This is a genomic window from Streptomyces sp. NPDC037203, assembly GCF_055605065.1.
This window is the reverse complement of the sequence record NZ_JBVJUC010000006.1, coordinates 78,427-98,331: the sequence shown is the minus strand read 5'-3', so window position 1 is coordinate 98,331 and position 19,905 is coordinate 78,427. Positions and strand designations below refer to the sequence as shown.

The 19,905-nt window shown below is 70.7% G+C and carries 21 protein-coding genes, 1 tRNA gene and 2 pseudogenes; 10 read left to right on the top strand and 14 right to left on the bottom strand.

Annotated features, from left to right (window positions below; all coding sequences use genetic code 11):
• Nucleotides 1-306: 306 nt before the first annotated feature.
• A complete protein-coding gene (locus tag ACZ7EC_RS18740; RefSeq protein ID WP_471063818.1) occupies nt 307-1,116 on the top strand; it encodes an IS5 family transposase in 810 nt (269 codons plus the stop codon).
• Here the strand turns inward: ACZ7EC_RS18740 and ACZ7EC_RS18735 are convergent.
• The 4 genes from ACZ7EC_RS18735 to ACZ7EC_RS18720 form a co-directional block, all read right to left on the bottom strand.
• Nucleotides 1,055-1,558 (bottom strand): hypothetical protein, encoded by a 504-nt coding sequence (locus ACZ7EC_RS18735; protein WP_471064260.1) that lies wholly within the window; start codon nt 1,556-1,558, stop codon nt 1,055-1,057. The genes ACZ7EC_RS18740 and ACZ7EC_RS18735 overlap by 62 nt on opposite strands.
• A gap of 298 nt (nt 1,559-1,856) precedes the next feature.
• Entirely contained in the window at nt 1,857-2,228 is a 372-nt protein-coding gene (locus ACZ7EC_RS18730; RefSeq protein WP_471063816.1) for a hypothetical protein, read from the bottom strand.
• On the bottom strand, nt 2,222-2,650 hold the full coding sequence (locus ACZ7EC_RS18725) for an ATP-binding protein (RefSeq protein WP_471063815.1): 429 nt from the start codon (nt 2,648-2,650) through the stop codon (nt 2,222-2,224). Before ACZ7EC_RS18725 ends, ACZ7EC_RS18730 begins: the two co-directional genes overlap by 7 nt.
• 42 nt (nt 2,651-2,692) lie before the next feature.
• The gene (locus ACZ7EC_RS18720; protein WP_471064258.1) at nt 2,693-3,100 is read right to left on the bottom strand and encodes an NUDIX hydrolase; all 408 of its coding nucleotides are present in this window, start codon (nt 3,098-3,100) and stop codon (nt 2,693-2,695) included.
• Between the two features lie 106 nt (nt 3,101-3,206).
• On the opposite strand from ACZ7EC_RS18720, the gene ACZ7EC_RS18715 reads away from it, so the two are divergent.
• The 4 genes and pseudogenes from ACZ7EC_RS18715 (at nt 3,207) to ACZ7EC_RS18700 (ending at nt 5,559) form a co-directional block, all read left to right on the top strand.
• Entirely contained in the window at nt 3,207-3,995 is a 789-nt protein-coding gene (locus ACZ7EC_RS18715; protein WP_471063813.1) for a GntR family transcriptional regulator, read from the top strand.
• 445 nt (nt 3,996-4,440) lie between these two features.
• Nucleotides 4,441-4,750, top strand: a pseudogene (locus ACZ7EC_RS18710) (FtsK/SpoIIIE domain-containing protein); the annotation flags it as partial.
• A 33-nt stretch (nt 4,751-4,783) separates the two neighbouring features.
• Nucleotides 4,784-5,405: pseudogene (locus tag ACZ7EC_RS18705) on the top strand (DUF2637 domain-containing protein).
• 25 nt (nt 5,406-5,430) lie between these two features.
• The gene (locus tag ACZ7EC_RS18700) at nt 5,431-5,559 is read left to right on the top strand and encodes an integrase (protein ID WP_471063811.1); all 129 of its coding nucleotides are present in this window, start codon (nt 5,431-5,433) and stop codon (nt 5,557-5,559) included.
• An 81-nt stretch (nt 5,560-5,640) separates the two neighbouring features.
• On the opposite strand, the gene ACZ7EC_RS18695 is transcribed toward ACZ7EC_RS18700, so the two are convergent.
• Nucleotides 5,641-5,714 (bottom strand) — tRNA-Thr (locus ACZ7EC_RS18695).
• 218 nt (nt 5,715-5,932) lie between these two features.
• Here ACZ7EC_RS18695 and ACZ7EC_RS18690 point away from each other — a divergent pair.
• From ACZ7EC_RS18690 to ACZ7EC_RS18680, 3 genes are all read left to right on the top strand, one after another.
• Nucleotides 5,933-7,069 (top strand): ABC transporter ATP-binding protein, encoded by a 1,137-nt coding sequence (locus tag ACZ7EC_RS18690; RefSeq protein ID WP_471063809.1) that lies wholly within the window; start codon nt 5,933-5,935, stop codon nt 7,067-7,069.
• Nucleotides 7,070-7,241: 172 nt separating this feature from the next.
• Nucleotides 7,242-7,700: a hypothetical protein gene (locus ACZ7EC_RS18685; protein ID WP_471063808.1), complete on the top strand. Its 459-nt coding sequence runs from the start codon at nt 7,242-7,244 to the stop codon at nt 7,698-7,700.
• Nucleotides 7,701-7,733: 33 nt separating this feature from the next.
• Nucleotides 7,734-8,465, top strand: a complete 732-nt coding sequence (locus tag ACZ7EC_RS18680; protein WP_471063806.1) for a nucleotidyltransferase family protein — start codon at nt 7,734-7,736, stop codon at nt 8,463-8,465.
• 61 nt (nt 8,466-8,526) lie between these two features.
• Here the strand turns inward: ACZ7EC_RS18680 and ACZ7EC_RS18675 are convergent, their stop codons facing one another.
• The 7 genes from ACZ7EC_RS18675 to ACZ7EC_RS18645 form a co-directional block, all read right to left on the bottom strand.
• The gene (locus tag ACZ7EC_RS18675; RefSeq protein WP_471063804.1) at nt 8,527-10,236 is read right to left on the bottom strand and encodes a DoxX family protein; all 1,710 of its coding nucleotides are present in this window, start codon (nt 10,234-10,236) and stop codon (nt 8,527-8,529) included.
• 158 nt (nt 10,237-10,394) lie between these two features.
• A complete protein-coding gene (gene rlmB, locus ACZ7EC_RS18670) occupies nt 10,395-11,336 on the bottom strand; it encodes a 23S rRNA (guanosine(2251)-2'-O)-methyltransferase RlmB (protein WP_471063802.1) in 942 nt (313 codons plus the stop codon).
• 99 nt (nt 11,337-11,435) lie between these two features.
• Entirely contained in the window at nt 11,436-12,836 is a 1,401-nt protein-coding gene (gene cysS / locus ACZ7EC_RS18665; protein ID WP_471063800.1) for a cysteine--tRNA ligase, read from the bottom strand.
• A 112-nt stretch (nt 12,837-12,948) separates the two neighbouring features.
• Nucleotides 12,949-13,353, bottom strand: coding sequence for a PPOX class F420-dependent oxidoreductase (locus ACZ7EC_RS18660; protein ID WP_471063798.1), 405 nt, complete (start codon nt 13,351-13,353; stop codon nt 12,949-12,951).
• 146 nt (nt 13,354-13,499) lie between these two features.
• The gene (ispF, locus tag ACZ7EC_RS18655) at nt 13,500-13,991 is read right to left on the bottom strand and encodes a 2-C-methyl-D-erythritol 2,4-cyclodiphosphate synthase (protein WP_397985296.1); all 492 of its coding nucleotides are present in this window, start codon (nt 13,989-13,991) and stop codon (nt 13,500-13,502) included.
• On the bottom strand, nt 13,981-14,745 hold the full coding sequence (gene ispD / locus ACZ7EC_RS18650) for a 2-C-methyl-D-erythritol 4-phosphate cytidylyltransferase (RefSeq protein ID WP_471063796.1): 765 nt from the start codon (nt 14,743-14,745) through the stop codon (nt 13,981-13,983). The genes ispF and ispD overlap by 11 nt, the downstream gene beginning before the upstream one ends.
• Nucleotides 14,746-15,114: 369 nt before the next feature.
• Nucleotides 15,115-15,597, bottom strand: a complete 483-nt coding sequence (locus ACZ7EC_RS18645; RefSeq protein WP_003953493.1) for a CarD family transcriptional regulator — start codon at nt 15,595-15,597, stop codon at nt 15,115-15,117.
• Nucleotides 15,598-16,211: 614 nt separating this feature from the next.
• On the opposite strand from ACZ7EC_RS18645, the gene ACZ7EC_RS18640 reads away from it, so the two are divergent.
• The gene (locus ACZ7EC_RS18640) at nt 16,212-16,916 is read left to right on the top strand and encodes a copper chaperone PCu(A)C domain-containing protein (RefSeq protein WP_471063794.1); all 705 of its coding nucleotides are present in this window, start codon (nt 16,212-16,214) and stop codon (nt 16,914-16,916) included.
• Nucleotides 16,917-16,952: 36 nt separating this feature from the next.
• Here ACZ7EC_RS18640 and phoP read toward each other — a convergent pair whose 3' ends face one another.
• Together phoP and phoR are read right to left on the bottom strand one after the other, a co-directional pair.
• Nucleotides 16,953-17,624, bottom strand: a complete 672-nt coding sequence (phoP, locus tag ACZ7EC_RS18635) for a two-component system response regulator PhoP (RefSeq protein WP_467267396.1) — start codon at nt 17,622-17,624, stop codon at nt 16,953-16,955.
• Between the two features lie 5 nt (nt 17,625-17,629).
• Nucleotides 17,630-18,937, bottom strand: a complete 1,308-nt coding sequence (gene phoR / locus ACZ7EC_RS18630; protein ID WP_471063792.1) for a two-component system sensor histidine kinase PhoR — start codon at nt 18,935-18,937, stop codon at nt 17,630-17,632.
• 224 nt (nt 18,938-19,161) lie between these two features.
• Between phoR and phoU the strand changes: the two genes are divergently transcribed.
• Complete coding sequence (gene phoU / locus ACZ7EC_RS18625; RefSeq protein WP_471063790.1) at nt 19,162-19,851, top strand: phosphate signaling complex protein PhoU; 690 nt, start codon at nt 19,162-19,164, stop codon at nt 19,849-19,851.
• Nucleotides 19,852-19,905 lie beyond the last annotated feature (54 nt).

Here is a 19,905-nt window from a genome sequence, read left to right as displayed (position 1 = left end):
CCATGATCTTAGAGGCTCGCGCCAAAGCGGCTGCCTAACTGGCCGTTCTCTATCCGTTCGTGTGCTCGGTCTGCTTCGAACGGGGTCCTGGATCGGGTGAGTTGGGTGACGTCGAGGCATGAAGGAAGGGCCTCTTGGTAGCTCGCGGTTGTCGAGTCCAGCGAGAAGCAAGAGGCCCTGTTGTCGAAGTGTCGCGTGGTCGCGGTAGCCGGGTCCAGTCCGTCCACTCCTGGGTGTGACTGTCTCGCCCATAGGTTCGGGAACGCGGCCGACCGGCCGGAGCGCCGCCCCCGGTACGGCTCGGACATGAGCGATGCCGAGTGGGCCCTGGTGCGGGACCTGCTCCCGGTACCGGGATGGCTGGCGGGCCGGGGCGGCCGTCCGGAGAGCTACTGCCACCGGCAGATGATCGACGCCGTGCGCTACCTCGTCGATAACGGCATCAAGTGGCGGGCGATGCCGTCCGACTTCCCGCCCTGGCCACGGGTGTATGCCTTCTTCGCCCGCTGGCGGGACACGGGACTGGTGACCGAGCTGCACGACCGGCTGCGCGAGGCCGTCCGCCTGTCTGAGGGCCGCAGCCCGGAGCCGAGTGCGGCGGTCGTGGACTCGCAGTCGGTGAAGGCGGACGCCACCGTCACCCTCACTTCGCGGGGATACGACGCCGGGAAGGAAATCAATGGGCGCAAGCGCCATCTGCTCACCGACACCCTCGGGCTCCTGCTCGCCGTGCTGGTCACGCCGGCCTCCACGACCGACCGGGACGCTGCTCGCATCCTGCTGCCCGCGGCAAAGAATCACTTCCGGCGGCTGGCGCGCATCTGGGCCGACGGCGGTTACACCGGCCACCTCACCGACTGGACCACCCAGCACCTCGGAGTCGTCCTCGACATCGTCCGCCGCAGCGACGATGCCAGTGGCTTTGAGGTCCTGCCCCGCCGTTGGGTCGTCGAGAGGTCCTTCGCCTGGCTTTTGCGTAGCCGGCGCCTGGTCCGTGACTACGAACGGCGCACCGACACCAGCGAGACCGTCGTCCTGTGGTCGATGACCATGCTCATGAGCCGCCGCCTGGCCGCCCAGTGCCGACAGCGTCCTGCTCCGGCGCGGGCAGCATGAACCTGCCCGATTTCTCCTCGATCAGCCAGCCCCGTTCCACCAGCCGTTTCAGCCGGGCCCGCGCTCCTTCGATACGAGAGGCGGAGGCGCTGTCCCAGCCCAGCACCACCGCGGCCCGCCGGGCACCCAGCCCATCGGCTCCCGCCTCCAAGGCGGCGGCCATCAAAGCCTGGTAGTCCACCGACAGCACCTCGATGTCGGCCGCGTCCTGGCGGTGCGGCACCGCCCGGCGCGGACCCACCGGCTTCCGCTGCGACACGACGGCCACGGCGGGCGCATCCTCCTCGGCCAGCGCCTCCAGATACTGCTCCAGGCCGATCACCCGGCGCCTGAGCACCTCTTCGGCCTCTGCCAGAGCCGCCCGCACTCGCTCCAGCTCGGCTTCGAGATCCTCCACCCGCACCATCGCGGCCTTCTGCCGCGCTTCCAACACCGCCCGCATCGACGCCATCCGCCACCCCCACGACATCTCGGTCAGCAACGGACCGAGGCTTCCGCGCCAGTCGCCATCTCATGCTGGACCAGCGGAAACCGCACATGAGGTTCGGAAAGAGAACGACGTCTAAAGCCGTGGAGCCGACCGCCCCAGCCACAGGGTTTCTTCCCACGCCATGCCCGCAGCCGCCGAGCGCGCCGCCTGGCGCGGCCAGCCGGGGCGAAGACAGGAGGCAGGCCGCGCCGCAGAGGCGGCGCGCGCCCGCGCCGTGCGCGGGCCTTGAACCCGTAGAGAAAGTTGTAACTCACTCTGTCGAGTGGGGCTTGAACTCGTTCGCGCACGCCGGAAGTTCGGCGCCCTGGCGGTGGGCGAGAGGAAGGAAGAGCGCTGGTCGGATCGTCCACGTGATCCGGGTCTTGGCGTGGGTCACTGACACCGTGCACGGCTCGGCGCGCAGCAGGGCTCGTCGGGTCTCGATGCGGCCCTCGTACAGCCACTCCCATGCTTCGTCCGAGGCGTCCGCGTCCAGCGCGGGTGAGATCGTGCGGAGTGCGACCGCTACCCAACGGTCGGCCTGTGGTGCCGAGTAGGCGTCGAACGATGCCAGCAGTGCCGGCGGCTGCCGCTCGGCCAGGTCTTCGGTCCAGCACTCACACCAGAAGCCTCGTTTCAGCACGAGCGTCCTCCCCATCGAGGGTCCGCGTACAGCTCCGCGGTGACTGTGTAGCCCTGGTCGCCGCCGTGGACGACCACCCGGTGAGCGATGGTGCTGACCATGTCCAGGCCCCGGCCGTGTTCCGCGTCGTAGTCCTGGTGCTCGATCTTCGGGGCCGTGTCCGTGCCGCCGTCGTCCGTGACCGAGACCGCGATGACCTGAGCGGAGACCGCGAGGGCCAGGTGGAAGATGCCGGAGTCCAAGCCGCTCGCGGTGTGGCGGATCGCGTTGGTGCTCAGCTCGCTCACGATGAGTGCGGCGTCGTCCGCCAAAGGGGAACCACGGAGGATGTCGCGGGTCCAGCGGCGGGCTCGGTTCACTTCTTCCGGGATTCCTGGGCAACTCAGTCCCCAGACCCTGGCCGTGCTCATATACTCGTGCATACGAGTTCCTTCGTGCTGGTCGCCATGTGCAGCGGGTTCGGGCTAGACGAGTTTCACGCCGTCGTGGGCGCGGACGGCCGGCGGGGTCGTCGCGTCGAGTGCGTCAAGGACGCGGATCGCGTACGCCTCGTCGGCGAGCTCGGTGACCTCTTCACGGGTGGCCCAGCGCAGTGCGCGGGTCTCCACGCCGGTGGTGGGCGTGCCGTCGGCGGCCTGGCAGCGGAAGACCAGGGAGACGATCAGGCCCTTCATGTTCTTGTAGACGCCGGTCAGGGTCGCCGGAAGTGCGATCTTGATGCCGGTCTCTTCGAGGACTTCGCGCTGGAGGGCTTCCGGGATGGTCTCTTCGCGTTCGAGGACACCGCCCGGCGGTTCCCAGTGGCCGTTGTCCCGGCGCTGGATCAGGAGGGCCCGGCCCTGGTCGTCCACGACGACCCCGGCGACGCTCACGGAGTGCGGGCGTTCTGTACTCACGTTCCTCGGCCCTCTCGGCTGGCTAGGCTCACACCGTAGCAACGCAGCTCACCCACTCGTCTAGATATCTAAAGGAGTACATGTGAGTCCCCTCCCCTCGGGCCTGCTCGGCGATCTCGACCCCACGAGCGACCGCGCGGTCTTCAGGCAGATCGCCGACCACCTGCGCGAAGCCATCGACCGCGGGCGGTTCCGCGAGGGGGAGAAACTGCCCTCCGAAGCCGAGCTTGTCGAGCACTTCGGCGTCTCGCGGATGACGGTCCGCAACTCCTTCTCCATCCTCCAGGGTGAAGGGCTGGTCCACGCCGAACACGGCAGGGGCGTCTTCGTACGGCCACGACCGCCCGTACGGCGGCTCGCCTCCGACCGCTTCGCCCGGCGCCACCGGGAGCAGGGCAAGGCGGCGTTCATCGTGGAAGCCGATGCCGCCGGCAGCCACGCCACCGTGGACAGCCTGGAAGTCAAGGAAGAGAAGGCCGACCAGGAGATCTCCACACGTCTCGGGGCCGTGCGGCGGGTTCTCGCACGGCGGCGCCGGTACCTGCTCGACGGGAAGCCGGTCGAGTTCGCCACCTCCTACCTCCCGCTCGACATCGCCCGCGGAACCCCCATCGCCGAACCCAACCCCGGCCCCGGCGGCATCTACGCCCGCCTCGAAGAACTCGGCCACCACCTCGACCACTTCGACGAGGAGATCCGCGCACGGATGCCCACCCCGACCGAAGTCAAGACCCTCCGGCTCGCCCCCGGCGTCCCCGTCATCCACCTCGTCCGGACCGCCTTCGACACCGAGGGACGGGCCGTCGAGGTCTGCGACACGGTCATGGCGGCGGACGCCTACGTCCTGTCCTACCAGCTCCCGGCGACCTGATCCCATGGGTGGCGGAGGGAGGTCGGTAGCAGTGGAGAGCTGGTGGCTCACGCAAGGAAACCAGCTCGTGGGCACGCTGCGGTTGGATCAGTCCGACATGTTCTGGACGGACTGTCGATTCGAGCCTGGCCCCGGATGGCCGGCGATCTGCCCACTGTTCGCGGCCTCGCGGGATGCCTGGTTGGCGCATGACCTGGAGGCCGCGTCGGCCGCAGAGGCGCGCATCAGCCAAGCAGACCTCGTCCTTATCCCGAATGGGGACAGGGAGCCAACGAGGGACTTCGTGGTCCGCATCCACGGAGACCGAGCCCGACTCAAGCGGTGAGTGCGGGGCGCTCCAGGTCTGGCGGCTTGGAACTCGTGCACCCCAACACCCCTTCTCGTATAGGCGAGTGCGCGAGTTGTATGGCGAGGTGATCCCGCGATCCCGATCAAAGGGTTCGCAAGAGTGTGCCACCGCGTCAATGACGAAGCCTCCACCAAGATGGCGCTCGGCGACATCGCACCCGAAGCGGTGCATGCGGCCTGCCCCATCGCCCCCGAACGCCCCGGCCTGGCCGTGGCGGGCGACACCTCCGGCGACTGGTCCCGCATCCGCACGCCGTACCTCTCCCTCGGCGACGCCGCCGAGACCTGCCAGGAATCGGCGTACCTGGTGCCCGACCTGGCCGCGCTGAAGCCCTTCCGGCCGGACGTACCCATACGCCCGGTCGAGTCCGCGGCACCCGTCGTCCTGCCCCCCGGTCACCGACTGACCTTCCCCGCCCGACTCCGGAAGGAGCCGCATCATGCGCGCCCGCCTGGCCCGCGTCGACGCGGTACTCGTCCAAGCGCTCATCGCCGCCGCGCTGTCCTTCGCCCACCTCCACGACCTCGCCATGGCGGCCGGACAGGACGGGTGGAAAACCTGGGCCTACCCCGTCTCCGTCGATCTGCTGCTGGTCGCCGCCTGGCGTCGACTGCGCTCCGGTACGACCAAAGCGGCGGCCTGGTGTTGGTTCGTCACCCCACTCGCCGCCTCCCTCGGCGCCAACGCCGGCCTCTTCGACCTCGGCAATGCCCCGGCCTGGCTGCGCATCCTCGTCGCGGGCTGGCCCGCCGTCGCCTTCCTCGGCGGAACCCTCCTCGCCCACACCGCGCCCGAGACAGACCCCGACACCGAAGTCATCGAGGGCGAGGAGGACCAGGAGGACGAGCCCGAAACCGCGCCCGAACCGCCTGCCCAACCGGCCATCGAGGCACCGACACAGACCCCACCTGTACCGGTCCCATCCGCCCTGGTCGAACACGCCCACAAGGTCGCCGCCGAGCATCACGCCCGCACCGGTGCCCCCATCGACACCCCGACCCTCCGCGCCCGCCTCGGCCTCCCGGCCCCCAATGGTCGAAGCCATCGCCGCGCACATCTGAAGATGCGCCGGAGGCCGGCGGCGGGATGGAGATCCTGGGGCACAGCCAGATCAGCATCACCATGGACGTGTACACGCACGTGGCCTCGGACACGCAGCGCGAGGCCATCAGCCACATGGATCGCCTGCTCAGGCGGCGTGTCGAGCGGGAGTGACCGCCCGCGTTGATGTCACCCGTGGATGTCGAACGCCCCGGACCGATCATCGGCCGGGGCGTTCGCGCTGTTCAATCCAAGAGCCCCCTGTCGGATTCGAACCGACGACCTTCGCTTTACAAGAGCGGCGCTCTGACCAGCTGAGCTAAGGAGGCGTGCCGCGCGTGCTGCGCGGGCGTGCCTGTGCAGTGTACCCACGTCACCTCGCGGGCCCGTCGAAAATTTCCGCGAAGTTCACCGGCGCCCGTGTACTGACAGACCGCGTGGCCGCCGGGTACGGTCTCGAAGCGGTTCACTCGCGTGGACCGCGCAACCACCTTCCTACAACGGATCGTCCGGCACGTTCCTGCCGGTAGAAGGGGGCCCATTCACCATGGCCACTGTCACGTTCGACCAGGCGACCCGGATCTATCCGGGCTCCACCAAGCCCGCCGTCGACAAGCTCGACATCGCGATCGAGGACGGCGAGTTCCTCGTCCTGGTCGGCCCGTCCGGCTGCGGCAAGTCCACCTCGCTGCGGATGCTCGCGGGTCTGGAGGACGTCAACGCCGGCGCCATCCGCATCGGCGACCGCGACGTCACCCACCTGCCGCCCAAGGACCGGGACATCGCCATGGTGTTCCAGAACTACGCGCTCTACCCGCACATGACCGTCGCCGACAACATGGGCTTCGCGCTCAAGATCGCCGGCGTCAACAAGGCGGAGATCCGGCAGAAGGTCGAGGAGGCCGCGAAGATCCTCGACCTCACCGAGTACCTCGACCGCAAGCCGAAGGCCCTGTCCGGCGGTCAGCGCCAGCGTGTCGCGATGGGCCGCGCGATCGTGCGCGAGCCCCAGGTCTTCCTCATGGACGAGCCGCTGTCCAACCTGGACGCCAAGCTCCGCGTCTCCACCCGCACCCAGATCGCCTCGCTCCAGCGCCGGCTCGGCATCACCACCGTCTACGTCACCCACGACCAGGTCGAGGCCATGACGATGGGCGACCGCGTGGCGGTCCTCAAGGACGGTCTGCTCCAGCAGATCGACACCCCGCGCAACATGTACGACAAGCCCGCCAACCTCTTCGTCGCCGGCTTCATCGGCTCCCCCGCCATGAACCTGGTCGAGGTCCCGATCACCGACGGCGGCGTGAAGTTCGGCAACAGCGTGGTGCCCGTCAACCGCGAGGCCCTCAAGGCCGCCACCGACAAGGGTGACCGCACGGTGACCGTGGGCGTGCGCCCCGAGCACTTCGATGTCGTGGAGCACGGCGGCGGCGCGGCGGCCTCCCTCACCAAGGACGCCGCCGACGCCCCGGCCGGCCTCGCCGTCTCGGTGAACGTCGTCGAGGAGCTGGGCGCCGACGGCTACGTGTACGGCAGCGCCGACATCGACGGCGACCTGAAGGACCTGGTCGTGCGCGTGAACGGCCGCCAGGTGCCGGAGAAGGGCGCCACCCTGCACGTCGTCCCGCGCCCCGGCGAGACCCACGTGTTCTCCACGTCCACCGGCGAGCGGCTGTCCGACTGAGCCCTCCCCGGCACCCTCCCGGCAGAGGGCCCCGCGGTACTCCGCGGGGCCCTCTTCGCATGATCGTTACGGAACCTGGCGTCAACCCGTTACCCAGAAAACCGTCCTTTCTCATCCCCCGTAAGAGTGACGGAACGTCCTCGCCTCATCACCGGCCGCTACCCTCACACGCGTGAAGCACTCCATCACCACTCAGACGCGACGCAGCCACCGGGGCCCTGCCCGCCGGGTCGGCCGCTCCCTCGCCCTCGTCCTGCCCGTCGTCCTGGTGCTCTCGGGAACCCTCGCGGTCACCCGGGTCAACTGGACCGGAAGCCCCGCCGGCTCGGTGCTCACCGCCTCGGACATCACCACCGCGCAGACCGCCCCGAAGGCCGCCGCCCACGCCCCGGAGGACGTGCTGCGCGACCGCCTGCTGGGCGAGCTGCACGAGAAGAATCCGGGCGTGGTCCTCACCCACCTCCAGGAAGCCGTCAACGGCCATCCCTCGCTGGCCCGGCACTGCACCTCCATCGCCCGCTCGCTCGGCCGGGCCGCGGTGCGCATCTACGGCGCCTCGCGCGCCCAGTCGTACGCGCGCCCGGTGTGCGACACCTCCTTCGCGACCGGGGTGCTGGCCGCACGCGGCTGAACCGGGCACGGGGCGCCACGTACAGTGCGGTTCATGACCCATCCGAACGCCGCGTCGCGCCCCACTCAAGCCGTGATCCTGGCCGGTGGCCAGGGCTCACGGCTGCGTCCGTACACCGACGACCGGCCCAAGCCGATGGTCGAGATCCCCGGCACCGGCACCCCGATCATCGGCCATCAGCTCGCCTGGCTCGCCGAGGAAGGTGTGACGGACGTGGTGGTCTCCTGCGGCCACCTCGCCGAGGTCCTCCAGGACTGGCTGGACTCGACCCCCCTGCCGGTCTCCGTGCGCACCGTCGTGGAGACCGAGCCCCTCGGCCGCGGCGGCGGCCTCCGGTTCGCCGCCGCGCACCTCCCCCACCCGGACCGGTCCTGGTACGCCACCAACGGCGACATCTGGACCCGTTTCTCCCTGCGGGACATGGCCGACTTCCACACCGAGCGGGACGCCGTGGCGACGCTGGCGCTGGCCCGGCCGCGGATCCCCTGGGGCGCGGTGCGGACCGACGGCTTCGGGCACATCACCGACTTCATCGAGGCCCCGCCGTCCACGTTCGAGATCAACGCCGGTGTGTACGTCTTCTCGCCGGAGTTCACCACTCTGCTGCCCGAGCGCGGTGACCATGAGCGCACCACGTTTCCGGGGCTCGCCCGCGACCGGAAGCTCGCGGGCTTCCCGCTGCCGCAGGGCGCGTACTGGCGGGCCATCGACACGGCGAAGGATCTGACCGAAGCGGCCAAGGAGTTGGCGGGCCTGGGCCGGTAGCCCACGCAAAGGAGGGGCCCGGTACCGCGAAGGTACCGGGCCCTCTTTCCGTCGCCGTCCGTCAGCCCAACAGGCCCCCCAGCACGCCCGGTTGGCCCGTGGAGGAGCCGCCGCTCGACGTGGCGGCGCCGCCCGGAGCGGAGCCACCGGAGGTGGTGGAGCCACCGGAGCCGCCGGTCGGGCCCGCCGTGGTGCTGGGGGCGCCGCCCGTGGGGGCGGACTGGCGGGACGGGAGCCGGCCCGTGGTGCCCTGGGTCGCGCTCGGGGTGGTGGCCGTACCGCCCGCCGTGTGGCTCGCGCCCGGAGGCGTGGCGGAGCCGGAGGGGCTCGCGCCGGCCGTGGCGCCGCCCGAGGGGGCGGTGGACGCCGACGGGTTGCTCTTGTGCCGGGTGCTGGGCTCACCGGGAAGCGGGGAGCCGGGGACGTTGTTGCGTGGGGCCTCGCCGGGGCCGGGCACGACCACGCGGCTGGAGTCGCGGACCGCGCCGCCGAGCAGCGAGCCCACCAGCAGGGTGACGCCGACGGTCAGCGCGGTGATCAGGGCGCCGCGGCGCAGTACGTAGCGGCGCAGCTCCCAGATGTCGGAGCGGGGACCGAGCCGCCGCCAGGCGCTGCCCGCGAGCCGGCCGTCCACCGAGTAGACGGGGGCGCCGGCGATGATCAGCGGGGACCAGGCCGCCAGGTAGATGATGTCCGGGGCGTCGTACGCCGGGACCGTCTTCCAGCTCACCGTGACGATCAGCGCGGCCGACAGCAGCACGCCGACCACCGCGGCCACCCGCTGCCAGCAGCCGAGGATCGTCAGCACGCCCACGACGACCTGGAGGAAGGCGATCACCAGCCCGGAGCCGACCGGGTGGTGCAGCGCGAACTGGCGCAGCGGCTCGGCGACTTCCCAGGGGTGCAGGGTGTCGAGCCAGGTGACCATGGAGCCGCGCTTGCCGCCGTCGAAGTAGACGGGGTCGCACAGCTTGCCCATGCCGGCGTAGATCGAGATGAAGCCCAGGAAGATGCGCAGCGGGAGCAGCACCACGCCGAGGTTCATCCGGCGGCCGGGGTAGTACGCGTGCCGGGCCGGGTCGTCCCCGTGCCGCTTGGCGCGGCGGGGGGCGTCGAGATCGTCGTCGAGGTCGCCGTCGTGGTCCGCGGGGTACGGCGGGAACGATTCCGTGGGGTCGTCGTCATAGCCCCCGTACGCGTCCTGGCGCCCGAAGTCCGGCTGCGGGTACGGCGGTTGGTCGTACGACCCGGTGCGCATGTGCGGCAGGAGGCGGGTGCCCCCGTCGTCGTCGGCGGAGGTGCGCTGGTGGCCGACGACGGGGGTCTCGACGGTCTGCTCCAGCGCGTCGTACGTCTCGTCGTAGCCGGTGGTGCCGACGCGCGGGATGACGCGGGTGGCGCCGGTGTCGGACTCCTCGGCGTGCCGGACGATGCTGCCCCGCACGGCCTGGAGGAGCCGGTGGGCGCCGGTGTCGTCCGGTGCGGAGCGGCCGCTCCACACGACGGGACGGCGACGGCCGGCGCCGGGACGGGCCGCCGAGGCCGCGACGGGCATCCGGGCGGTGTCCGGGGCGGCGCTGAGATGGCGGGCGATCCGGGCGGACCGGGTGCGACCGGCCGCCGCGCCCAGCTGCACGCGGAAGCTGGCGTGGTTGACGATGATCTGCGCCGGGTCGCTCGGCACCTTCACCATGCTCAGCGCGGGAGCGTCGTCGAATCCCGACGAGCGGTCCCCCGTGGGTGTGCGGGGTGTTCTGGTGTCCACACTCATCTAACCGAGTGACGTGGAGTTAGGACACTGCTTTGACCGGCCGGATGTGTCCGGGCCCCGTCAAAGCAGCGTCGAACGCCATATGGACGCCGGAATTCCCGCGTAAGGGTGAAGTTCCGGACGGGTGTTCAGCCCCGTCGGCGCGTCGTCGCGACGGCTCAGCTCCGCCTGCGGGCGGCCTCGTAGAGCACGATGCCCGCGGCCACACCGGCGTTGAGGGACTCGGTGCCGCCCGGCATCGGGATGCGCACCCGGAAGTCGCAGGTCTCGCCGACGAGCCGGGACAGGCCCTTGCCCTCGCTGCCGACCACGATCACGACCGGGCCGGACAGGGCCTCCAGCTCGCCGAGCTCGGCCTCGCCGTCCGCGGCCAGACCGACGATCGTGACGCCCGCCTTCTTGTACTGCTCCAGGACACGGGTGAGGTTGGTGGCGCGGGCCACCGGCGTGCGGGCGGCGGCACCGGCGGAGGTCTTCCAGGCACCGGCGGTCATACCGGCCGAGCGGCGCTCGGGCACGACCACGCCGTGGCCGCCGAACGCGGAGACCGAGCGGACGACCGCGCCGAGATTGCGCGGGTCGGTGACCCCGTCGAGCGCGACGACCAGCGGGTCGGCGCCCTCGTCGGCGGCGGCGTCCAGCAGGTCCTCGGGGTGCGCGTACTCGTACGGCGGGACCTGGAGGACCAGGCCCTGGTGGTTCAGGCCGTTGGTCATGCGGTCCAGCTCGGGGCGCGGGGCCTCCATGAGGTTGATGCCACCGCGCTCGGCGGCGAGTTGGAGAGCCTCGCGGACGCGCTCGTCGTTGTCGATGAACTGCTGCACGTACAGGGTCGTCGCGGGGACGCCCTCGCGCAGCGCCTCGACCACCGGGTTACGGCCGACGACCAGCTCGGACGCCGACCTGCCGCCGCCCCGGCGCGCTTGCGGGCGGCCCTGCGAGCGGCGGACCTTCGCGGCGGCGGCGCGCTGCTTGGCGTGCCCCTTGCGCATCTCGGCGGGCGGGGTCGGGCCCTTGCCCTCCAGACCCCGGCGCCGCTGGCCGCCACTGCCGACCTGCGCGCCCTTCTTGCCGGACATGCGGCGGTTGTTCGCGGCCATGAGTCACCTGTTCCGTGAGCTTTGTTCGTACGTACGTCTTATGCAGTGTGCCGCCCGGACGGCCGGGCGGCACAATCGATCAAGGGGCGCCCGCGCCGGCTAGCGTGCGCCCAGGGTCCAGCGCGGGCCCTGCGGGCTGTCCTCGATGGCCAGTCCGGCCTGCGCGAGCTGGTCGCGGATGGCGTCGGCGGTGGCCCAGTCCTTGCGGGCGCGGGCGGACTCGCGCTGGTCGAGGACGAGCCGTACGAGGCTGTCGACGACGCCGTGCAGGTCCTCGCCCTGACCGGACTCGCCGGCCCAGTGCGCGTCCAGCGGGTCGAGGCCCAGGACGCCGAGCATGGCACGGACCTCGGCGAAGCGGGCCACCGCGGCGTCCTTGTCGTCGGCGGCGAGCGCGCTGTTGCCCTGCCGGACGGTGGTGTGCACCACCGCGAGGGCGCCGGGCACGCCCAGGTCGTCGTCCATCGCCTCGGCGAAGGCGGGCGGCACCTCGGCGGCGGGCTCGACGCTCTTGCCGGCCAGCTCGGTCACCCGTTGCAGGAAGCCCTCGATACGGCCGAACGCGGCCTCCGCCTCGCGCAGGGCCTCCTCGCTGTACTCGATGGTCGAGCGGTAGTGCGGGGTGCCCAGGTAGTAGCGGAGCACGATCGGCCGCCAGCGCTTGACCATCTCGGAGACCAGCACGCTGTTGCCGAGCGACTTGGACATCTTCTCGCCGCTCATGGTGACCCAGGCGTTGTGCACCCAGTACCGGGCGAACTCGTCGCCGAAGGCCTTGGCCTGCGCGATCTCGTTCTCGTGGTGCGGGAAGATCAGGTCCAGGCCGCCGCCGTGGATGTCGAAGGCCGAACCCAGGTACTTGTGGGCCATCGCCGAGCACTCCAGGTGCCAGCCCGGCCGGCCCCGCCCCCACGGCGTCTCCCAGTCCGGCTCGCCCGGCTTGGTCGCCTTCCACATCGCGAAGTCACGCGGGTCGCGCTTGCCGGTGATGCCCTCCTCGGCGGGCTGGCGCATCTCGTCCAGGTCCTGCTTGGACAGCTCCAGGTAACCGGGCCAGGAACGCACGTCGAAGTACACGCTGCCGTCGGCCTCGTAGGCGTGCCCGCGCTCGATGAGCGTGCGCATCATCTCGACCATCTCGGTGACATGGCCGGTGGCACGGGGTTCGTAGGTCGGCGGGAGGCAGCCCAGGGCGGTGTAGCCGTCGTTGAACGCCCGCTCGTTCTCGTACCCGATGGACCACCACGGGCGTCCCTGCTCCCGCGCCTTGGCGATGATCTTGTCGTCGATGTCCGTGACGTTCCGGACGAACGTCACCTCGTGGCCGCGGTACTCGAACCAGCGGCGCATGATGTCGAAGTTGAGGCCCGAGCGGATGTGCCCAATGTGCGGGGCCGCCTGCACGGTGGCACCACACAGGTAGATCGAGACACAGCCCGGCTTGACCGGGTCGAAGTCACGGATCTGCCGGGCGCTGGTGTCGTACAGGCGAATAGTCACCACTCCAGAGTAGTGGCCCCTGCCCAGTGCCTCACGCCCCTTCCCCTGTTTACGGCACGGCCGCCGCGCGGCGACCGGCCCTTCGCCACCTCGACCCGCGTCTCCCCGGCGCTCAGAGCTGCCCGATCACCTTGCGGGGAGTGATGCGCACGACGACTCGTTCGGCGTCCTGGGAGGACTGGGGGTTGAACTCGGCGTACTTCTTGCCCGTGTACTTGAGGCTCAGTTCGTCGATGAGGTCCTGGCCGCCGTCGGTGGTCAGTTCGGCGGTGCCGCGGATCTCGGCGTACTCGTAGGGCTGCTCGGGGTTCATGACGACGACGGTGACGCGGGGGTCGCGGTCGAGGTTCAGCTTCTTGCGGCGGTCGACCGTGGTGGAAAAGAGGAGCTGATCGCCGTCGCGCTTCACCCAGACCGGCGACATCTGCGGACTGCCGTCGGGCTGGATGGTGCCGACGACGATGAACACCTTGCCGTCGAGCAGGGACTTGAGCCGGTCGGACAGGGCGGCGGGCATGGATACCTCCGGAGGGCCGCGGACGGTGACTCTCCGGGTACCCTCGCACGCTCCCGGCTCACCCGCACCAGGAGAACGGGCTTTTCAGGGGCGTCCGCACAGGGGAGCGGAGGTTCAGGCCGTCCGCGCACGTGAGAGCGCGGGTCTCAGGCCGTCCGCACCACCAGTGCCGTCGCCACCGCCATCAGTCCCTCGTCGCGACCGGGGAAGCCGAGGCCGTCGGTCGTGGCGCCGGAGACGGACACCGGCGCGCCGGCCGCCTCGGAGAGGATCTTCTGGGCCTCGTCCCGCCGCTTGCCGATCTTCGGGCGGGGGCCGATCACCTGCACGGCGACATTGCCGATGGTGAAGCCCGCCGCGCGCACGATCCGCGCGGCCTCGGTCAGCAGCGTGACCCCCGACGCGCCCGACCACTCGGGCCGGCCGGTGCCGAAGTGCTGCCCGAGGTCGCCGAGCCCGGCCGCGGAGAACAGCGCGTTGCAGGCGGCGTGCGCGACCACGTCCGCGTCGGAGTGCCCGGCCAGCCCCGGCCCCTCGCCCTCCCACTTCAGGCCGGCGCACCACAGCTCGCGGCCCTCCTCGAAGGCGTGGATGTCCGTGCCGATGCCGACCTGGGGCAGCACCGTCTCAGTAGCCATCGTTCAGCCTCCTGCGGGCCAGGACCGCCTCGGCGAGGACCAGGTCCAGCGGGCGGGTCACCTTGAACGCCTCCTCGTGGCCGGGGACCGTCACCACCGGCAGGCCCAGCTGCTCCACCATGCTCGCGTCGTCCGTGACGTCATCGGTCACCGTCTCGTGGGCGCGCACCAGCGCCGCCCGGTCGAACCCCTGCGGCGTCTGCACGGCCCGCAGCCGGGCCCGCTCGGGCGTGGCCACGACCGGTTCGGGGGCGCCGGGCTCGGTGGCCGGCTCGACCTCCTTGACGGTGTCGGCCAGCGGCAGCGCGGGCACCACCGCCGGGGCGCCGGCGCGCACGGCCTCGATCACGGCGTCGACGGTGTCGACCGGGACCAGCGGGCGGGCCGCGTCGTGGACGAGGACGACGCCGTACTCCGGCGGTACGGCCGCGAGGCCGAGCGCCACCGACTCCTGGCGGGTGTCACCGCCGGGCACCACCACGAAGTCGGTCCGCTCGGGCAGCGCGTGCGCGTCGAGCAGCGACTTCACCTCGCCGGGCCCGTCCGCCGGGGCGACCACGACGACGAGGGAGACATGGCGGGAGGCGGCCAGGGAGTGGACCGCGTGGATGAGCATCGGCATGCCGCCGAGCGTCCGCAGCGCCTTGGGGGCGCCCGGTCCGAGCCGTACGCCGCGGCCGGCGGCCGGGATCACGGCGGCGACGGGGGCCTGCGCGGGCGGCGCGGCGGGCGAGGAAGGCGATTCGTCAGACATCGGTTCCTGTCAGGTTTGTGTGCTCGACCTAGTTGGGTATGGCCTTCAGGAGTGCCGGGCGCGACGCCTTGACCGGACCCTTTCCGTGACCCTGGTCGAGCCGCCCACCTGGGGCCCGGCACCTCGAGTATCGGGGGCCCGCTCCGTTTTCAGGGGCTTTCCGGGGGGTACGCCACAGACGGCGCCGCGGGGACGAACATGCCGCAGCGCCCGGCGACAAAAACGAATGTCATCGGGCACCGCGGCATTTTCGCTGTGCTGCGAAGGTGCGAGAGCACTGTGCTGAGTGTGCGGGAGTGGGGGCGAGGGACAGGGACCGATCAGTTCATCAGTCATTGGCCGGGAATCGCCGCCCACGGCACGGGCACGTCAGGAGGCGAGCACCTCGTCGAGCAGGGCCTCGGCCTTGTCCTCGTTCGTGTTCTCCGCGAGAGCGAGCTCGCTCACCAGGATCTGGCGGGCCTTGGCGAGCATGCGCTTCTCACCGGCGGACAGTCCGCGCTCGCGCTCGCGACGCCACAGGTCGCGCACGACCTCGGCGACCTTGATGACATCGCCGGAGGCGAGCTTCTCCAGGTTTGCCTTGTAGCGACGGGACCAGTTCGTGGGCTCCTCGGCGTACGGCGCGCGCAGCACCTCGAAGACCCGGTCCAGTCCGTCCTGACCGACCACATCACGCACGCCGACGAACTCCGCATTGTCCGCTGGCACACGCACCGTGAGGTCACCCTGGGCGACCTTCAGCACCAAGTAGGTCTTGTCCACGCCTTTGATCTGGCGAGTTTCGATGGCCTCGATCAGCGCGGCCCCGTGATGGGGATAGACCACGGTGTCGCCAACCTTGAACGTCATGTGACAGGTACCCCTTCCGTGGCTATCCAGGGTAACACGGATACGGCGTCTTCTGAATGGCGTTTTCGCAGGTCAGGGCATATCTCGGGGCTTGACAACAGCAACCGGAACGTGCTGTGCGGGGCCTCCGGAAGCGGGAATTCGCAGGTGGGAGGGGCTGTCCGGACCGGGCGAAACGCGCCCGTCACACACCTCGGGCACGCACTCCGAACGGGGAAACATCCCGATTTGTCCACTTCCTAGCGTACGACTTCCGCTACTCCGTTCGGAGGCCGCGGGGCCGAGTCGGCCGATTCAAGAATTGATCAGTGACGGCCGGACGGGTGATCCGGTGATCAATTCCGGGATGGCCACGCATTCCTTCACGGAAATTTTGCGCGCGGTTATGCGAATGGGGTACCACCGCCCCGGCAAAGCGGCTGGAGAGGCCCTTGTGACCGCCGGGGCCCTCGCGGTGCCGTCCGTCACGTACCCCCACCTGGCGGGAAGCCCGGCGCGAGGGGGAGGGTCGGGTGCGATCGCATGGGGACGGCTCGGTAACCTGAAGCCGCCGACAGACACTTAGGGTGGCTTTACAAGGAAGCCGCCCCTGCGTTCAAGGAGTTGCCGCCGCCGTGAGCAGCAGCCTTCGACGCGGCGCCCTCGCCGCTTCCGTCATTGTCTTCTCGATCGCCTCGCTCGCCGCTTGCGGCGCCGGCAACGACTCGCAGACGCTCGAGGTCAAGCCGGACAACGCGGCGACCAGCGTCGGCGACATCAAGGTCCAGAACGCCCTGGTCATCACCCAGCCGGACCCGAAGTCGACCGGCCCCGCCGTGGTCTCCGCGACGCTGTTCAACTCGGGCAACGGCGACGAGACCCTCCAGTCGATCAGCATTCCGGGCACCAGCGACACCGTGAAGCTGACCCCGGCCAAGGGCGGCAACCTGACCGTCCCGGCGCACGGCTCCCTGATCCTGGGCGGCCAGGGCAACGCCTCCGCCGAGATCCCCGGCGGCCACCAGAGCGTGCAGGACGGCAACGCGCAGCCGGTCACCTTCACCTTCAGCAAGGCCGGCGCGGTGAGCCTGCGCGCCTTCGTGGTCCCGGCCACCAGCTACTTCGACAAGTGGGGCCCGTCCCAGCTCCCGTCCACCCCGGCCACCAACTCCCCGGCCCCCGGCGCCACCGCCTCGGGCAGCACCAAGCCGGGCAAGCACGGCAAGCCGAACCCGTCCGCGAGCACGGGTGCCGCGGGCTCCACGGGCACCACCGGCTCCACCGGCCCCGGCACGGCCCCGAGCGACTCCGCCTCGCAGTCGACCGGCACGGGTCACTGAGCGGTCGTACGGCCCTTCCGCATACGCGTGGACGGTTTACGGCTCGAATTTGTAGCCCAGGCCGCGCACCGTCACCAGGTAGCGCGGAGCGCCCGGATCCGGCTCGATCTTGGCGCGCAGGCGCTTGACGTGGACGTCCAGGGTCTTCGTGTCGCCCACGTAGTCGGCGCCCCAGACCCGGTCGATCAGCTGCATCCGGGTCAGCACCCGGCCGGCGTTGCGCAGCAGCATCTCCAGCAGGTCGAACTCCTTGAGCGGCAGGTCGACCTTGGCGCCGGCGACCGTCACCACGTGCCGGTCGACGTCCATGCGGACCGGGCCGGCCTCCAGGGCCGCCGGGGTGACCTCCTCCGGCTCGCCGCGGCGGCGCAGCACCGCGCGGATGCGGGCGACCAGCTCACGGGAGGAGAAGGGCTTGGTGACGTAGTCGTCGGCTCCTATCTCCAGCCCGACCACCTTGTCGATCTCGCTGTCCTTGGCGGTCACCATGATCACGGGGACGTTCGAGCGGCCGCGCAGCTGGCGGCACACCTCGGTGCCGGGCAGGCCCGGCAGCATCAGGTCGAGCAGGACGAGGTCGGCGCCGTTGCGCTCGAACTCGTCGAGGCCGTCGGGTCCGGTGGCCGCCACGGCGACCTCGAAGCCCTCCTTGCGCAGCATGTAGGACAGAGCGTCGGAGAAGGACTCCTCGTCCTCGACGACGAGCACTCGGGTCACGGAAGGACCTCCGGGGAGGGAAGCGGTTCGTACGGGGATGGCTCGCTGGGACCGGTCTCTTCGTCGAGGCCGGGGTCCGGGTGCTGGAGCGCGCGGTCGCGGGCCGCGCCCGCCTCCGGCAGCCTGAGAGTGAAGGTGGAGCCCTGGCCTTCGGCGCTCCAGACGGTGACCTCCCCGCCGTGCGAGGCGACCACGTGCTTGACGATGGCGAGCCCCAGGCCGGTGCCGCCGGTGGCCCGCGAGCGGGCCGGGTCGACCCGGTAGAAGCGCTCGAATATGCGCTCCTTGTCCTTGTCCGAGATGCCGATGCCCTGGTCGGTCACGGCCAGCTCGATCATGTCACCACCGGGGGCGCTCACCCGGCGGACGGCGATGCCGACGCGGGTGCGGGCCGGGGAGTAGTTGACCGCGTTCTCGACCAGGTTGCCGAGGGCGGCGGCCAGCTGGCCCCGGTTGCCCCAGACGTGCAGGCCGGCGGCGCCGCCCGCCCGTCGCCCGCCGGCACCCTGATCGAGCCCGTCGGGCACGCCGACATTCGTGACCATGGTGATCTGCTTGGTGCCCGCCTGGTGGCGGCAGCGGTCCACGGCCTCGGCGACCAGCTCGTCCACCCGGACGGACTCGGCGTCCTCGAGGGGGTCGTCGTTCTGCACCCGCGACAGGTCGATGAGCTCCTGCACCAGGTTGGTCAGCCGGGTCGCCTCGATCTGCATACGGCCCGCGAAGCGCTCCACGGCCTCGGGGTCGTCGGAGGCGTCCATGACGGCCTCGGACAGCAGGGAGAGGGCGCCGACCGGGGTCTTCAGCTCATGGCTCACGTTCGCCACGAAGTCGCGTCGTACGGCCTCGATCCGGCGGGCCTCGGTCAGATCCTCGACCAGCAGCAGGACCAGCCGGGAGCCGAGCGGTGCGACCCGCGCGGAGACGGCGAGGGCCTCGCCGCGTCCGCTGCCGCGCCGGGGCAGATCCAGTTCGACCTGGCGTATCTCACCGTCACGCCGGGTGTCGCGGGCCATCTGGAGCATGGGCTCGATGGAGAGTCTGCCCCCGCGCACCAGCCCGAGGGCGTAGGCGGCGGAGCTGGCCTTGACGACGGCGTCGGCCTCGTCGAGGACCACGGCGGAGGAGCGCAGTACCGAGAGAACGGTGTCCACGCCGGGCGGGAGTACGGGATCTGTGTGCAAGGAAGTCCTGGTCGGTCGCTTCTGGTCGCGTTCGCTCCAGCGGAACGCCAGCATGGCGATGACGCCGGTGAGCACCCCGGCGATCGCTGCCGCTGCGGCGACCGCCGCGTTCACGTCCATGCCACCAGGTTAGGCACGGGGTACGACATGCCCACAGCCGATCGGGTGCGACCTCGAACACTCGTCGCCCAGAGTTCACCTAGGGGCCAGTACCGGTTCATTTGGGGAGCCGGAAACGGACGCGTACGGGGCACACCGTGGGAGCGTGGGGTTCGCACCGCCGGTTCTGCCGCCGGGCCCCCGGACCACGACCCCCGGAACACGTATGACGAGAGGGAACCCTGATGCGGGACGCGTACCACGAGGAACTGGACTCGATCGGCGACGGTCTGGTGGAGATGGCCCGGCTGGTCGGCTCGGCGATCGGGCGCGCCACGACCGCCATGCTGGACGCCGATCTCAAGCTCGCCGAGAGCGTGATCGAGGCCGACCAGAAGGTCGACGAGCTCCAGCACGACCTGGAGGCGCGGGCGATAGCACTGCTGGCCCGGCAGCAGCCGGTGGCCACCGACCTGCGCATCGTCGTCACGTCGCTGCGCATGTCGGCCGACCTGGAGCGCTCCGGCGACCTCGCCCAGCACGTGGCGAAGCTGACCCGGCTGCGCTTCCCCGAGCGCGCCGTCCCGCAGGACCTGCACGCGACCATCCTGGAGATGGGCCAGCTCGCGCAGCGCCTGATGGCCAAGGCCGCCGAGGTCATCGTGACCAAGGACGTCGACCTCGCGCTCCAGCTGGAGCAGGACGACGACGAGATGGACCTGCTGCACCGCACCCTCTTCCAGCACCTCATCGACGACCGCTGGAAGCACGGCATCGAGACGGCCGTGGACGTCACCCTTCTCGGCCGCTACTACGAGCGTTACGCCGACCACGCGGTGGCCGTCGCCAAGCGCGTGGTGTACCTGGTGACCGGTGAGCACGCGGACGAGATCCAGTCCGACATCCAGCCGGTGACGGGGGCGGAGGGCGCGTAGGCCCTGGCCGGGCGGGGTGGGGGCCTGCTCCGCCTTGGTACCGGGTGGGGGCCG